The following is a 12,676-nucleotide window of genomic DNA, read 5'->3' on the forward strand; positions in this document are numbered from 1 at the left end:
GACCTTGATGCCGCGCACGGTGACCGCCTTGTTCAGATCGCCGGAAAGGATCACCTTGGCATGCTGCGTGGCGTCCTTGAGCACGTTGGCCTGCTTGAGGGTGTCCAGGGTGACCTCGTCACCGTCGACCCGGGCCAGTTCGGCCAGGCGGACTTCCTCGGAGACCAGCGACTTGGCGGAGGTGAAACCGAACTTCGGCAGACGACGCTGCAGGGGCATCTGACCGCCCTCGAAGCCGGGCTTCACGCTGCCGCCGCTGCGCGACTTGAGGCCCTTGTGGCCACGGCCACCGGTCTTGCCCAGACCGGAGCCGATGCCACGGCCGACGCGCTTCTCGGCGTGCTTGGAGCCCGGGGCCGGGCTCAGGCTATTGAGTTTCATGGATTACTCTCCCTCAACACGCACAAGGTAGTTGACCTTGTGGATCATGCCGCGGACGGCAGGGGTGTCTTCCAGTTCGACCGTGTGACCGATGCGACGCAGGCCGAGGCCCTTCATGGTGGCCTTGTGCTTGGCCAACACGCCGATGGTGCTGCGGGTCTGGGTAACCTTGATCGTTGCTGACATGGACCTTACCCCGTGATCGCTTCGACTGACAGACCGCGCTTGGCGGCCACGTCTTCCGGCGACTGCAGGGAGGCCAGACCGTTGACGGTCGCCCGCACCACGTTCACCGGGTTGGTGGAGCCGTAGCACTTGGCCAGGACGTCATGGACGCCGGCCAGCTCGAGCACGGAGCGCATGGCACCGCCGGCGATGATCCCGGTACCCTCGGAGGCCGGCTGCATGTACACCTTGGAGGCGCCATGACGGGCCTTGACCGGGTACTGCAGGGTGCCGCCGGTCAGGTTGACCTTGACCATGTTGCGACGCGCCTGGTCCATGGCCTTCTGGATCGCGACCGGCACTTCGCGTGCCTTGCCGCGGCCGAAGCCGACACGACCGTTACCGTCGCCGACGACGGTCAGAGCGGTGAAGCCGAAGATCCGACCACCCTTGACCACCTTGGCGACACGGTTGACCTGCACGAGCTTTTCCTGCAGATCTCCGCTTTGCTGTTCGTTCTTCGCCATCGTAAAACCCTTTAGAATTCCAGGCCGCCTTCACGAGCGGCGTCGGCCAGGGCCTTGACTCGGCCGTGGTACTTGAAGCCGGCACGATCGAAGGCCACCTGGGTGATGCCAGCCTGCTTGGCGCGTTCGGCAATCAGCGCGCCCACCTTGGAGGCGGCGTCGACGTTGCCGGTCGCACCCTCGCGCAGGGCCTTGTCCAGCGTGGAAGCGCTGGCCAGGACCTTGCCACCATCCGGCGAGATGATCTGCGCGTAGATGTGGCGCGGGGTACGGTTGACGCACAGGCGATACACGCCCAGCTCGCGAATCTTGGCGCGAGCGCGGCGGGCACGACGGAGACGAGATTCTTTCTTCGCGTTCATAACCCTGCCTTACTTCTTCTTGGCTTCTTTGCGGCGGACCTGCTCGTCGCCGTACCGGATACCCTTGCCCTTGTAGGGCTCGGGCGGACGGAAGGCGCGGATTTCCGCGGCAACCTGGCCGAGCTTCTGCTTGTCCGCGCTCTTCAGCACGATCGTGGTGTTCTTCGGCGTTTCCGCCGTGACACCCTCAGGCAGTTCGTAGTCGACCGGGTGGGAGAAGCCCAGTGTCAGGTTGAGCGTCTGGCCCTTGGCCTGGGCACGATAACCGACGCCGTTGATTTCGAGGCTCCGGGAGAAGCCTTCGGACACACCGGTGACCAGGTTCTGGACCAGGGCACGGGTGGTGCCGACCATTGCCCAGCTCTTGGCGGACTCGCTCGGCTTGAAGGTCAGCTGACCCTCCTCCTGAGCGACCACCACGTCGGGGTGCACGGTCATGGACAGCGTGCCCTGGCTGCCCTTGACGGACAGCTGGTCACCGTCGAGCTTGAACTCGACGCCGCCGGGCAGTTTAACCGGATATTTGGCTACGCGGGACATTCCAAACTCCTAGAATACGGTGCAGATGACTTCACCACCGACACCAGCCTGGCGAGCCGCGCGGTCGGTCATCACACCCTTGGAGGTGGTGACGATCGCGATACCCAGGCCCTCGGCAACCTTGGGCAGGGAGTCCTTGCCCTTGTAGCTGCGCAGTGACGGCTTGGAAGCCCGCTGCAGATGCTCGATGACCGGCTTGCCTTCGAAGTACTTGAGGCTCACGGTCAGTTCGGGCTTGGCCACGTCGCTGACGCTGTAGTCGGTGACATAACCCTCTTCCTTCAGCACGCGGGCCACCTCGACCTTCAGCTTGGAAGACGGCATGGAAACCGTCTCCTTGGTGGCCATCTGCGCATTGCGGATACGGGTGAACATATCCGCCAGAGTGTCTTGCATGCTCATTTACGTTGCGCTCCTGATGATTCTACGTGGCGTTACCAGCTGGACTTCTTGAGTCCGGGCACATCGCCACGCATGGCGGCTTCACGCAGCTTGTTGCGGCCGAGGCCGAACTTGTTGTAGTAGCCGTGCGGACGGCCGGTGACGCGGCAGCGGTTGCGCTTGCGCACCGGGCTGGAGTCACGCGGCAGCTGCTGCAGCTTGAGCTGCGCGTCGAAGCGCTCTTCGTCGGAAGCGTTCACGTCCTGGATGATCGCCTTGAGCTCGGCACGCTTGGCGGCATACTTCGCCACCAGCTTCGCGCGCTTCGCTTCACGCTCTACCATGCTTTTCTTTGCCATGATCCCACCCTTATTTCTTGAACGGGAAGTTCAATGCGCTCAGCAGCGCACGACCTTCTTCATCGGTGTTGGCGGTGGTGGTGATGGTGACATCCAGACCACGAATCCGGTCGATCTTATCATACTCGATCTCCGGGAAGATGATCTGCTCACGCACCCCCATGGAGTAGTTGCCACGACCGTCGAAGGACTTCGGGTTGAGACCACGGAAGTCACGAACGCGGGGGATCGCGATATTCACCAGGCGATCGAGGAAGTCCCACATGCGCTCGGAGCGCAGTGTCACCTTGATCCCGATCGGCCAGCCTTCACGCACCTTGAAGCCCGCGATGGACTTGCGTGCCTTGGTCACCAGCGGCTTCTGGCCGGAGAGCTTCTCCAGGTCGCCGATGGCATTGTCGATCAGCTTCTTGTCGCTGGTCGCCTCGCCGATACCCATGTTCAGGGTCACCTTGGTGATCCGGGGTACCTGCATCACGTTGGCGTAGCTGAACTGCTCTTTGAGTTGAGCCACCACCTCGTTCTGATAACGTTCTTTCAAGTTCGCCATTTTGCTACCCGACTCGCGTTAGGCGTCGATCTGCGCTTGCGTCGACTTGTAGATACGTACCTTGGTACCGTCTTCCTTAACCTGGAAGCCGACGCGATCCGCCTTACCGGTCTCCTGATTGAAGATGGCAACATTGGACGCGTGAATCGGAGCCTCGCGCTCGACGATACCGCCCTGATTACCCGCCATGGGATTGGGCTTGGTGTGACGCTTGATCATGTTCACACCGGACACGATGTAGCGGTCGTCCTTGAGGACGCGCTTGATGGTGCCACGCTTGCCCTTGTCCTTCCCGGCGATGACGACCACTTCGTCGTCACGTTTGATCTTTTGCATATCCGCCTCGCTCCTTACAGCACTTCAGGCGCCAAGGAAATGATCTTCATGAACTTCTCGTTACGAAGTTCACGGGTCACCGGCCCGAAGATACGGGTACCGATCGGCTGCTCGTTGGTGTTGTTCAACAGAACAGCCGCATTTCCATCGAAGCGGATCAGCGAGCCGTCGTTACGACGGACGCCACTACGGGTGCGAACCACCACCGCCTTGAGGACCTGGCCCTTCTTGACCTTGCCACGCGGGATGGCTTCCTTCACCGTGACTTTGATGATGTCGCCGACGCGGGCGTAGCGACGGTGTGAACCGCCCAGCACCTTGATGCACTGCACCCGGCGCGCCCCGCTATTGTCTGCGACATCCAGCATTGTCTGAGTCTGAATCATCGGTTTTCTCCAAACCTAATCTGACTGCACTGGTTGGATCGGCCTCGGCCGATCACCCCTTGGCCTGTTCGACGACTTCGACCAGGGTCCAGGCCTTCTTCTTGGACAGCGGACGGCATTCCTCGATGGATACCGTGTCACCGGCCTTGGCCTGGTTCGCCTCGTCATGGGCGTGCAGCTTGGTGGAGCGCTTTACGTACTTGCCGTAGATCGGGTGGCGCTCACGACGCTCGATCATCACGACGATGGACTTGTCCATCTTGTCGCTCACCACCTTGCCAGTGAGCGTACGGGCTTTATTTTCTTCGGCCATCTCAGACACCTGCCTTCTCGTTGAGCACAGTCTTCACGCGGGCGATATCCCGACGAACCTGCTTGAGCAGATGAGTCTGGCTCAGCTGGCCGGTGGCCTTCTGCATGCGCAGGTTGAACTGCTCGCGGAGGAGTTCGAAGAGCTGCTCCTGGAGCTGCTCGGCTGACTTTTCACGAATTTCCTGGGCTTTCATCACATCACCGTCCGTTTCACAAAGGTGGTGGAGACCGGGAACTTCTGGGCAGCCAGGGCGAATGCCTCGCGAGCCAGCTCCTCGGAAACGCCTTCGATCTCGTACAGGACACGGCCGGGCTGGATCTGCGCGACCCAGTACTCGACGGAGCCCTTACCCTTACCCATCCGGACTTCCAGCGGCTTCTTGGAAATCGGCTTGTCCGGGAAGACGCGGATCCAGATCTTGCCGCCACGCTTGACGTGACGGGTGATCGCACGACGACCGGCTTCGATCTGGCGGGCGGTGACGCGGCCACGGCCGGTGGCCTTGAGGCCATACTCGCCGAAGCTCACCTTGCTGCCGCGATGCGCCAGGCCACGGTTGCGGCCCTTCTGCACCTTGCGGAACTTCATACGCTTGGGTTGTAACATCGACTCGCTCTCCCCTTACCTGGAACCTTTCTTCTTGGAGGGCGCGCTCTGCGGCTGCTTGGCCTTGGCGCGGACCTCCTCGATGCCCCCGAGGATTTCACCCTTGAAGACCCAGACCTTGACACCGATGATGCCGTAGGTGGTCTTGGCCTCGTAGGTGGCGTAGTCGATGTCCGCACGCAGGGTGTGCAGCGGAACGCGACCTTCGCGGTACCACTCGGTGCGGGCGATTTCCGCGCCGCCGAGGCGACCGGAGAGCTGCACCTTGATACCGCCGGCGCCCAGGCGCATGGCGTTCTGGACGGCGCGCTTCATGGCGCGACGGAACATGACACGACGCTCGAGCTGGCCGGCGATGTTCTGCGCGACGAGCTGCGCATCGAGCTCCGGCTTGCGGACTTCCTCGATGTTGACGTGCACCGGCACGCCCATCATCTGAGTGACGTCGCGACGCAGCTTGTCGACGTCCTCGCCCTTCTTGCCGATCACGATGCCCGGACGGGCAGTGTGAATGGTGATGCGGGCGTTGTTGGCCGGACGCTCGATGGTGATGCGACTCACGGACGCATTCTTCAGGCGCTCCTCGAGGAAGCGACGCACTTCGAGGTCGTTGTTCAGCTTGTCGGCATAGGCGCCGCGCTCGGCATACCAGACCGAGGCATGGTCCTTGACGATACCCAGGCGGATGCCTGTCGGATTGACTTTTTGACCCATCTGGTCGACTCCTACTTCTCGGCTACCTTGACGGTGATGTGGCAGGTGCGCTTCAGGATACGGTCCGCGCGGCCCTTGGCGCGCGGCCGGATGCGCTTGAGCGTCATGCCCTCATCGACGCAGATGGTCGAGACACGCAGCTCGTCGATATCCATGCCGTTGTTTTCTTCCGCATTCGCGATGGCGGACTGCAGCACCTTCTTGACCAGCTTGGAGGCCTTCTTCGGGGAGAAGGTCAGCAGGTCGAGTGCATCGGCGACCGGCTTACCGCGCACCTGGTCAGCCACCAAACGGGCCTTCTGGGCGGATAAACGAGCGCCACGCAGCTTTGCTGTGACTTCCATCTCTAATCCTCTCTGGCTTACCGTTTGGCTTTCTTGTCCGCCGCATGACCGCGATAGGTGCGGGTGGCAGCGAATTCGCCCAGCTTGTGGCCAACCATTTCCTCGGAGACGTGCACCGGGACGTGTTGGCGACCGTTATGGACTGCAATGGTGAGCCCGACCATGTTGGGCAGGATCATCGAACGACGCGACCAGGTCTTGATCGGTTTGCGGTCGTTCTTCTCCACTGCAGTCTCAACCTTCTTCAGCAGATGAAGGTCAATAAAAGGACCTTTCTTCAGTGAACGTGGCACAGCCGTTACCTCTTGATGTCTTGGCGTTGGATCTTACTTCCGGGCCTTGCGGCGACGGACGATCAGCTTGTCGGTGCGCTTGTTCTTGCGGGTCTTGTGGCCCTTGGTGGGCATACCCCACGGAGACACCGGGTGACGGCCACCGCTGGTGCGACCTTCACCACCGCCATGCGGGTGATCCACCGGGTTCATGGCCACGCCGCGAACCGTCGGGCGCACGCCTCTCCAGCGCTTCGCACCGGCCTTGCCAAGCTGACGCAGGCTGTGCTCGGAGTTGCTCACCTCGCCCAGGGTCGCGCGGCACTCGGCCAGCACCTTGCGCATCTCGCCGGAGCGCAGACGCAGGGTGGCGTAGTTGCCTTCGCGAGCCACCAGCTGGGCGCTGGTGCCGGCGCTGCGGGCGAGCTGGGCGCCCTTGCCGGGCTTGAGCTCGATGCAGTGCACGGTGGAACCCAGCGGGATGTTGCGCAGCGGCAGGGCGTTGCCCTTCTTGATCGCAGCATTCACGCCGGACTCGAGACGGTCGCCGGCCTTCACACCGCGCGGGGCGATGATGTAGCGACGTTCGCCGTCCATGTACTTGAGCAGCGCGATGTGGGCGCTACGGTTCGGGTCATGCTCCAGGCGCTCGACGACGGCGGGAACGCCATCCTTGGTGCGCTTGAAGTCGATGATCCGGTAATGGTTGCGATGACCACCGCCGACGTGGCGAGTGGTGATGCGACCGTAGTTGTTACGGCCACCGGACTTGGACTGCTTCTCGAGCAGCGGCGCGTAGGCGCGGCCCTTGTACAGTTCCTCGCCGACGATCTTGACGACGTGGCGACGACCGGCGGATGTGGGTTTAGTCTTGACGATTGCCATGATCCGTGCTCCTGCCCTTATTCGGCGCCAGAGAAGTCTTCAAGCGTCTCGCCGGCGGCCAGTGTCACGTACGCCTTGCGATAGCCTTTGCGCAGACCGGTGCCATGCGCGGTGCGCTTGGTCTTGCCCTTCACGTTCAGCACCTGAACGCGGTCGACCTTCTTGCCGAACAGCTCCTGCACGGCGGTCTTGATCTCGGGCTTGGTCGCGTCGCTTGCCACCTTGAACACGTACTGGTTGCGCTCGGCGGCCATGGCGGCCTTCTCGGTCACGTGCGGACCCAGCAGCACCTTGAATACACGTTCCTGGTTCATGCCAGCTTCTCCTCGAATTTGCGCAGAGCGGAGACGGTGGCCAGCACCTTGTCGAAGGCGACCAGGCTCACCGGATCGGCGGCAGCGACGTCCACCACATCCACGTTGGGGATGTTGCGGGCGGCGAGGTACAGATTCTCGTCGACCTCTTCGGTGACGATCAGCACCTTCTCCAGACCCAGCTCATTGAGCTTGGCGACCAGCTGCTTGGTCTTGGGGCTCTCGACGGCGAAGGCATCCACGGCCACCAGGCGCTCCTGGCGCACCAGCTCGGAAAGGATCGAGCGCATGGCCGCGCGGTACATCTTGCGGTTGACCTTCTGGGTGTAGTCCTGCGGACGGGCCGCGAAGGTCACGCCGCCGCTGCGCCAGATCGGCGAACGGATGGTACCGGCACGGGCACGACCGGTGCCCTTCTGGCGCCACGGCTTCTTGCCGCCGCCGCGCACGTCGGAACGGTTCTTCTGGGCGCGGGTACCCTGACGACCACCGGCCAGATAGGCGGTGACGACCTGGTGCACGAGCGCTTCGTTGAATTCTTTGCCAAAGGTGGCGTCGGACAGCTCGACGGTACCGGCGCCTGCACCTGCAAGATTCAGATTCATCGGTAAATTCCCCTTCAGCCTGCTTTGACGGCGCTGCGCACGATCACATCACTGCCGGTGGCGCCGGGCACGGCACCCTTGATCAGCAGCAGGTTGCGGTCGGCATCGACGCGGACGATTTCCAGGCTCTGGACGGTGCAGCGGACGTTGCCCAGCTGGCCGGCCATCTTCTTGCCCTTGAACACGCGACCCGGGGTCTGGCACATGCCGATGGAACCCGGTGCACGGTGGGACAGGGAGTTACCGTGGCTGTTGTCCTGGGTGCGGAAGTTCCAGCGCTTCACGGCGCCCTGGAAACCCTTGCCCTTGGAGGTGCCGGTCACGTCGACGCTCTGACCAGCTTCGAAGAGGGATACGGTGAGTTCGCCGCCCACTTCCGGAGCCTCGACGCCCTCGTCCAGGCGGAACTCCATCAGCGAACGACCGGCCTCGATACCTGCCTTGGCGAACTGCCCGGCCTGGGCTTTCGACAGGTGCTTGGCCTTGCGGGAACCGGTTGTGACCTGCACCGCCGCGTAGCCGTCGGACTCGACGGACTTCACGCGAGTGACGCGGTTAGGCTCAACCTCGATCACGGTCACGGGCACGGAAGCGCCGTCTTCGGTGAAGACACGGGTCATCCCGGCCTTCTTACCGACTAAACCGATAGTCATTCTCAGTCTCCTATAGTGTACGGGGCTATCACCCGCTATGGCTGCCCTTTCCAGAGCATTCCACTAGCACGTTGTGTGGCGCCATCCCGGCGCGGCGGCTGCTGGACACCCTGGGGTGAACGCTGGGCCGCGAGTGTCTAGTGTGGTATCAGTCGAGCTTGATCTGCACGTCCACGCCGGCGGCGAGGTCGAGCTTCATCAGCGCATCAACGGTCTTCTCGGTGGGCTCGACGATATCGAGCACCCGCTTGTGGGTACGAATCTCGTACTGGTCACGAGCGTCCTTGTTCACGTGCGGAGACACCAGCACGGTGTAGCGCTCGCGATTGGTCGGCAGAGGAATCGGACCCCGAACCTGGGCGCCGGTACGCTTGGCGGTTTCAACGATCTCCGCGGCGGACTGGTCGATCAGGCGATGGTCGAAAGCCTTCAACCGAATGCGAATCTTCTGGTTCTGCATTTGCCCTAAACTCCAATGGATCTTGACGGCGCGAGCCGTCAACCCACGCATTCAAAGGATGCGCATTATAGGCGCGCCGCCGACGAGAGTCAAACCCCTCGTGACGGTGCGCAGAAAGGGGGCCCCTTGCGGAGCCCCCTTCGATCTCTCGAGCCGCGTGAGGCTTACTCGACGATCTTGGCCACGACGCCGGCGCCGACGGTACGACCGCCTTCGCGAACGGCGAAGCGCAGGCCTTCGTCCATGGCGACCGGGGCGATCAGGCTGACGACCATCTTGACATTGTCGCCCGGCATGACCATCTCGACGCCTTCCGGCAGTTCACAGGTACCGGTGATGTCGGTGGTACGGAAGTAGAACTGCGGACGATAGCCCTTGAAGAACGGGGTGTGACGACCACCCTCGTCCTTGGACAGCACGTAGACCTCGGCCTCGAACTTGGTGTGCGGGGTGATGGTGCCCGGCTTGGCCAGGACCTGGCCACGCTCGACGTCGTCACGCTTGGTGCCGCGCAGCAGGGCGCCGACGTTCTCACCGGCACGACCTTCGTCGAGCAGCTTGCGGAACATCTCGACACCGGTGACGGTGGTCTTGGTGGTGTCACGGATACCGACGATCTCGACTTCCTCGCCGGCCTTGACGACACCGCGCTCGACACGACCGGTGACCACGGTACCGCGACCGGAGATGGAGAACACGTCCTCGATCGGCATCAGGAACGGCTGGTCGATGGCACGCTCCGGCTCCGGGATGTAATCATCCAGGGCCTTGATCAGGTTGGCAACGGCGGTGGTACCCATGCCGTTGTCGTCCTTGCCTTCCAGGGCCATCAGGGCGGAACCGGTGATGATCGGGGTGTCGTCACCCGGGAAGTCGTACTCGCTCAGGAGTTCGCGAACTTCCATCTCGACCAGCTCGAGCAGCTCCTCGTCGTCGACCATGTCGGCCTTGTTCAGGAACACGACGATGTACGGCACGCCGACCTGGCGAGACAGCAGGATGTGCTCGCGGGTCTGAGGCATCGGGCCGTCGGCGGCGGACACCACCAGGATGGCGCCATCCATCTGGGCCGCACCGGTGATCATGTTCTTGACGTAGTCAGCGTGCCCGGGGCAGTCGACGTGAGCGTAGTGACGCTCTTCGGACTGGTATTCGACGTGAGCGGTGGCGATGGTGATGCCGCGCTCACGCTCTTCCGGAGCGTTGTCGATGGAGTCGAACGCGCGAGCGTCGCCACCGAAGACTTCCGCGGAAACGCGAGTCAGGGCCGCAGTCAGCGTGGTCTTGCCGTGGTCGACGTGACCGATGGTGCCGACGTTGACGTGCGGTTTGGAACGTTCAAATTTTTCCTTAGCCACTGCTTTGACCTCTTTACGTTAGCTAACGGTTAACCGTTCTGGTTGATGACGGCTTCAACGACGCTGGACGGCGCCTCTTCGTAATCCGCAAACTCCATGGTGTAGCTTGCGCGGCCCTGGGTCTGAGAACGCAGGTCGGTTGCGTAACCGAACATCTCAGCCAGCGGAACGGAGGCGCGGATGACCTTGCCGGAGGACGAGTCATCCATCCCCTGCACCAGGCCGCGACGACGGTTCAGGTCGCCCATGACATCGCCCATGAACTCCTCGGGTGTCACGACCTCGACCTTCATCACCGGCTCGAGCAGCACGGCCTTGGCCTTGGGAGCGCCTTCCTTGATCGCCATGGAAGAGGCGACCTTGAACGCGGTCTCGTTCGAGTCCACGTCATGGTAGGAACCGTCGAACAGCGTAACCTTGACGTCAATCATCGGGTAGCCCGCGATGACACCGTTCTGGAGCTGCTCATAGGCCCCTTTCTCGACGGCCGGCACGTATTCCTTGGGAACCACGCCGCCGACGATTTCAGAAGCGAATTTGAAGTGCATGTCTTCATCTTCGCCCTTGTCCTCGGCCGTCAACGGTTCGATGCGCAGATGCACGTGACCGTACTGACCGCGACCACCGGACTGGCGCACGAACTTGCCTTCCTGCTCGACGCTCTTGCGGATGGTCTCGCGGTAGGCGACCTGCGGCTTGCCGATGTTGGCGTCCACCTTGAACTCGCGACGCATGCGGTCGACGATGATGTCCAGGTGCAGCTCGCCCATGCCGGAGATGATGGTCTGACCGGTTTCCTCGTCGGTCTTGACCTGGAAGGACGGGTCTTCCTGGGCCAGCTTGCCCAGCGCCACGCCCATCTTCTCCTGGTCGGCCTTGGACTTCGGCTCCACGGCCACGGAGATCACCGGAGCCGGGAACTCCATGCGCTCCAGCACGATCTTGTCGTTCAGGTCGCACAGGGTGTCACCGGTGGTGACGTCCTTCAGGCCGATGCAGGCGGCGATGTCGCCGGCCAGCACTTCCTTGATCTCCTCGCGGGAGTTGGAGTGCATCTGCACGATCCGGCCGACGCGCTCCTTCTTCTGCTTGACGGAGTTGTAGACGCTGTCGCCGGACTTCAGCACGCCGGAGTAGACGCGGATGAAGGTCAGGGTGCCGACGAAGGGATCGGTGGCGATCTTGAACGCCAGCGCGGCGAAGGGCGCGTTGTCGTCCGCCTCGCGGGTGGCGATGGTGCCGTCCTTGTCGTCCAGCTCACCCTCGATGGCCTTGACCTCGGTGGGTGACGGCATGTACTCGATGACGCCATCGAGCACGGCCTGCACGCCCTTGTTCTTGAACGCGGAGCCACAGGTGACCAGCACGATCTCGTTGTCGAGGGTACGACGACGCAGGCCGGCCTTGATGTCCTCGGCAGGCAGGTCGCCTTCCTCGAGGTACTTTTCCATCAGCTCTTCGGAGGCCTCGGCGGCCGCCTCGACCATCTGCTCGCGGTACGTCTCGGCGGTCTCCTGGAGCTCGGCCGGGATATCGACGAGGTCGTAGTTCATGCCGAAGTTGGCCTCATCCCAGAGGATGGCCTTCATCTGGATCAGGTCGACGACGCCCTTGAAGTCGTCCTCGGCGCCCCAGTTGATCTGGATCGGCACGACGTTGGCGCCCAGGCGGGTCTTCAGCTGGTCCACGACCATGAAGAAGTCGGCGCCGGCACGGTCCATCTTGTTGACGAACACCATGCGCGGGACTTCGTACTTGTTGGCCTGGCGCCAGACGGTCTCGGTCTGCGGCTGCACGCCGGAGCTGCCGCACAGCACCACCACGGCGCCGTCGAGGACACGCAGGGAACGCTCCACCTCGATGGTGAAGTCGACGTGCCCCGGGGTGTCGATGATGTTGATGCGGTGCTCATCGAACTGCTTGTTCATGCCCTGCCAGAAGCAGGTGGTCGCCGCGGAGGTGATCGTGATGCCACGCTCCTGCTCCTGCTCCATCCAGTCCATGGTGGCGGCGCCCTCATGGACCTCGCCGACCTTGTGCGACAGACCGGTGTAGAACAGGACGCGCTCGGTAGTGGTCGTCTTACCGGCGTCGACGTGGGCTACGATACCGATATTGCGGTAACGCTTAAGCGGAGTCTTGCGAGCCACGATGTAACTCCCGTT

Annotated in this window: 23 protein-coding genes; all 23 read right to left on the reverse strand. The window is 62.6% G+C overall.

Features of this window, described 5'->3' with window-relative positions; all coding sequences use genetic code 11:
- Positions 1-381: 50S ribosomal protein L15 (gene rplO / locus QWY76_RS14550; RefSeq protein ID WP_290312022.1), on the reverse strand; the 381-nt coding region annotated here is incomplete at its 3' end.
- A gap of 3 nt (positions 382-384) precedes the next feature.
- Positions 385-567 carry a 50S ribosomal protein L30 gene (rpmD, locus tag QWY76_RS14555; protein ID WP_013331010.1) on the reverse strand — a complete coding sequence of 61 codons (183 nt, stop codon included), beginning with the start codon at positions 565-567 and terminating at the stop codon, positions 385-387.
- 5 nt (positions 568-572) lie between these two features.
- Positions 573-1,073 (reverse strand): 30S ribosomal protein S5, encoded by a 501-nt coding sequence (rpsE, locus tag QWY76_RS14560; protein WP_126485230.1) that lies wholly within the window; start codon positions 1,071-1,073, stop codon positions 573-575.
- Positions 1,074-1,084: 11 nt separating this feature from the next.
- The gene (gene rplR / locus QWY76_RS14565) at positions 1,085-1,435 is read right to left on the reverse strand and encodes a 50S ribosomal protein L18 (RefSeq protein WP_097790609.1); all 351 of its coding nucleotides are present in this window, start codon (positions 1,433-1,435) and stop codon (positions 1,085-1,087) included.
- A 9-nt stretch (positions 1,436-1,444) separates the two neighbouring features.
- The gene (rplF, locus tag QWY76_RS14570; RefSeq protein WP_290312024.1) at positions 1,445-1,975 is read right to left on the reverse strand and encodes a 50S ribosomal protein L6; all 531 of its coding nucleotides are present in this window, start codon (positions 1,973-1,975) and stop codon (positions 1,445-1,447) included.
- 9 nt (positions 1,976-1,984) lie between these two features.
- On the reverse strand, positions 1,985-2,377 hold the full coding sequence (rpsH, locus tag QWY76_RS14575) for a 30S ribosomal protein S8 (RefSeq protein ID WP_290312026.1): 393 nt from the start codon (positions 2,375-2,377) through the stop codon (positions 1,985-1,987).
- Positions 2,378-2,409: 32 nt separating this feature from the next.
- Positions 2,410-2,715 carry a 30S ribosomal protein S14 gene (gene rpsN, locus QWY76_RS14580; protein ID WP_126485236.1) on the reverse strand — a complete coding sequence of 102 codons (306 nt, stop codon included), beginning with the start codon at positions 2,713-2,715 and terminating at the stop codon, positions 2,410-2,412.
- A gap of 10 nt (positions 2,716-2,725) precedes the next feature.
- Positions 2,726-3,265 (reverse strand): 50S ribosomal protein L5, encoded by a 540-nt coding sequence (gene rplE / locus QWY76_RS14585; protein WP_126485238.1) that lies wholly within the window; start codon positions 3,263-3,265, stop codon positions 2,726-2,728.
- Positions 3,266-3,283: 18 nt separating this feature from the next.
- Positions 3,284-3,601 (reverse strand): 50S ribosomal protein L24, encoded by a 318-nt coding sequence (gene rplX / locus QWY76_RS14590; protein WP_126485240.1) that lies wholly within the window; start codon positions 3,599-3,601, stop codon positions 3,284-3,286.
- Positions 3,602-3,615: 14 nt separating this feature from the next.
- The gene (rplN, locus tag QWY76_RS14595; protein WP_075571386.1) at positions 3,616-3,987 is read right to left on the reverse strand and encodes a 50S ribosomal protein L14; all 372 of its coding nucleotides are present in this window, start codon (positions 3,985-3,987) and stop codon (positions 3,616-3,618) included.
- A 52-nt stretch (positions 3,988-4,039) separates the two neighbouring features.
- Positions 4,040-4,300, reverse strand: coding sequence for a 30S ribosomal protein S17 (gene rpsQ, locus QWY76_RS14600; RefSeq protein WP_126485242.1), 261 nt, complete (start codon positions 4,298-4,300; stop codon positions 4,040-4,042).
- Position 4,301: 1 nt separating this feature from the next.
- Positions 4,302-4,493 (reverse strand): 50S ribosomal protein L29, encoded by a 192-nt coding sequence (gene rpmC / locus QWY76_RS14605; protein WP_013331000.1) that lies wholly within the window; start codon positions 4,491-4,493, stop codon positions 4,302-4,304.
- Positions 4,493-4,906: a 50S ribosomal protein L16 gene (rplP, locus tag QWY76_RS14610; protein ID WP_071943806.1), complete on the reverse strand. Its 414-nt coding sequence runs from the start codon at positions 4,904-4,906 to the stop codon at positions 4,493-4,495. Before rplP ends, rpmC begins: the two co-directional genes overlap by 1 nt.
- A gap of 15 nt (positions 4,907-4,921) precedes the next feature.
- Complete coding sequence (gene rpsC / locus QWY76_RS14615; RefSeq protein WP_126485244.1) at positions 4,922-5,620, reverse strand: 30S ribosomal protein S3; 699 nt, start codon at positions 5,618-5,620, stop codon at positions 4,922-4,924.
- A gap of 11 nt (positions 5,621-5,631) precedes the next feature.
- The gene (gene rplV, locus QWY76_RS14620; RefSeq protein ID WP_290312033.1) at positions 5,632-5,964 is read right to left on the reverse strand and encodes a 50S ribosomal protein L22; all 333 of its coding nucleotides are present in this window, start codon (positions 5,962-5,964) and stop codon (positions 5,632-5,634) included.
- Between the two features lie 17 nt (positions 5,965-5,981).
- Positions 5,982-6,257, reverse strand: coding sequence for a 30S ribosomal protein S19 (gene rpsS, locus QWY76_RS14625; protein ID WP_072824351.1), 276 nt, complete (start codon positions 6,255-6,257; stop codon positions 5,982-5,984).
- Between the two features lie 33 nt (positions 6,258-6,290).
- On the reverse strand, positions 6,291-7,121 hold the full coding sequence (gene rplB, locus QWY76_RS14630) for a 50S ribosomal protein L2 (RefSeq protein WP_183384466.1): 831 nt from the start codon (positions 7,119-7,121) through the stop codon (positions 6,291-6,293).
- Positions 7,122-7,138: 17 nt separating this feature from the next.
- Positions 7,139-7,435 (reverse strand): 50S ribosomal protein L23, encoded by a 297-nt coding sequence (gene rplW, locus QWY76_RS14635; RefSeq protein ID WP_035596350.1) that lies wholly within the window; start codon positions 7,433-7,435, stop codon positions 7,139-7,141.
- Positions 7,432-8,040: a 50S ribosomal protein L4 gene (gene rplD / locus QWY76_RS14640; RefSeq protein WP_290312038.1), complete on the reverse strand. Its 609-nt coding sequence runs from the start codon at positions 8,038-8,040 to the stop codon at positions 7,432-7,434. Before rplD ends, rplW begins: the two co-directional genes overlap by 4 nt.
- 14 nt (positions 8,041-8,054) lie before the next feature.
- Positions 8,055-8,693, reverse strand: coding sequence for a 50S ribosomal protein L3 (rplC, locus tag QWY76_RS14645; RefSeq protein WP_290312039.1), 639 nt, complete (start codon positions 8,691-8,693; stop codon positions 8,055-8,057).
- A 148-nt stretch (positions 8,694-8,841) separates the two neighbouring features.
- Positions 8,842-9,153: a 30S ribosomal protein S10 gene (gene rpsJ, locus QWY76_RS14650; RefSeq protein WP_045990862.1), complete on the reverse strand. Its 312-nt coding sequence runs from the start codon at positions 9,151-9,153 to the stop codon at positions 8,842-8,844.
- A gap of 164 nt (positions 9,154-9,317) precedes the next feature.
- Positions 9,318-10,511, reverse strand: a complete 1,194-nt coding sequence (tuf, locus tag QWY76_RS14655) for an elongation factor Tu (protein WP_290312040.1) — start codon at positions 10,509-10,511, stop codon at positions 9,318-9,320.
- Between the two features lie 29 nt (positions 10,512-10,540).
- A complete protein-coding gene (fusA, locus tag QWY76_RS14660) occupies positions 10,541-12,661 on the reverse strand; it encodes an elongation factor G (RefSeq protein ID WP_290312041.1) in 2,121 nt (706 codons plus the stop codon).
- Between the last annotated feature and the right edge of the window lie 15 nt (positions 12,662-12,676).

The sequence above is a fragment of the Halomonas maura genome (assembly GCF_030409305.1).
GTDB classification, from domain to species: Bacteria; Pseudomonadota; Gammaproteobacteria; order Pseudomonadales; family Halomonadaceae; genus Halomonas; species Halomonas maura.

What these genes read in the sequence shown, in the direction of transcription:
- rpmD (WP_013331010.1), bottom strand. Translation starts at nt 567, where the DNA reads ATGTCAGCAACGATCAAGGTTACCCAGACCCGCAGCACCATCGGCGTG.
- rpsE (WP_126485230.1), bottom strand. Translation starts at nt 1,073, where the DNA reads ATGGCGAAGAACGAACAGCAAAGCGGAGATCTGCAGGAAAAGCTCGTG.
- rplR (WP_097790609.1), bottom strand. Translation starts at nt 1,435, where the DNA reads ATGAACGCGAAGAAAGAATCTCGTCTCCGTCGTGCCCGCCGCGCTCGC.
- rplF (WP_290312024.1), bottom strand. Translation starts at nt 1,975, where the DNA reads ATGTCCCGCGTAGCCAAATATCCGGTTAAACTGCCCGGCGGCGTCGAG.
- rpsH (WP_290312026.1), bottom strand. Translation starts at nt 2,377, where the DNA reads ATGAGCATGCAAGACACTCTGGCGGATATGTTCACCCGTATCCGCAAT.
- rpsN (WP_126485236.1), bottom strand. Translation starts at nt 2,715, where the DNA reads ATGGCAAAGAAAAGCATGGTAGAGCGTGAAGCGAAGCGCGCGAAGCTG.
- rplE (WP_126485238.1), bottom strand. Translation starts at nt 3,265, where the DNA reads ATGGCGAACTTGAAAGAACGTTATCAGAACGAGGTGGTGGCTCAACTC.
- rplX (WP_126485240.1), bottom strand. Translation starts at nt 3,601, where the DNA reads ATGCAAAAGATCAAACGTGACGACGAAGTGGTCGTCATCGCCGGGAAG.
- rplN (WP_075571386.1), bottom strand. Translation starts at nt 3,987, where the DNA reads ATGATTCAGACTCAGACAATGCTGGATGTCGCAGACAATAGCGGGGCG.
- rpsQ (WP_126485242.1), bottom strand. Translation starts at nt 4,300, where the DNA reads ATGGCCGAAGAAAATAAAGCCCGTACGCTCACTGGCAAGGTGGTGAGC.
- rpmC (WP_013331000.1), bottom strand. Translation starts at nt 4,493, where the DNA reads ATGAAAGCCCAGGAAATTCGTGAAAAGTCAGCCGAGCAGCTCCAGGAG.
- rplP (WP_071943806.1), bottom strand. Translation starts at nt 4,906, where the DNA reads ATGTTACAACCCAAGCGTATGAAGTTCCGCAAGGTGCAGAAGGGCCGC.
- rpsC (WP_126485244.1), bottom strand. Translation starts at nt 5,620, where the DNA reads ATGGGTCAAAAAGTCAATCCGACAGGCATCCGCCTGGGTATCGTCAAG.
- rplV (WP_290312033.1), bottom strand. Translation starts at nt 5,964, where the DNA reads ATGGAAGTCACAGCAAAGCTGCGTGGCGCTCGTTTATCCGCCCAGAAG.
- rplB (WP_183384466.1), bottom strand. Translation starts at nt 7,121, where the DNA reads ATGGCAATCGTCAAGACTAAACCCACATCCGCCGGTCGTCGCCACGTC.
- rplW (WP_035596350.1), bottom strand. Translation starts at nt 7,435, where the DNA reads ATGAACCAGGAACGTGTATTCAAGGTGCTGCTGGGTCCGCACGTGACC.
- rplD (WP_290312038.1), bottom strand. Translation starts at nt 8,040, where the DNA reads ATGAATCTGAATCTTGCAGGTGCAGGCGCCGGTACCGTCGAGCTGTCC.
- rplC (WP_290312039.1), bottom strand. Translation starts at nt 8,693, where the DNA reads ATGACTATCGGTTTAGTCGGTAAGAAGGCCGGGATGACCCGTGTCTTC.
- rpsJ (WP_045990862.1), bottom strand. Translation starts at nt 9,153, where the DNA reads ATGCAGAACCAGAAGATTCGCATTCGGTTGAAGGCTTTCGACCATCGC.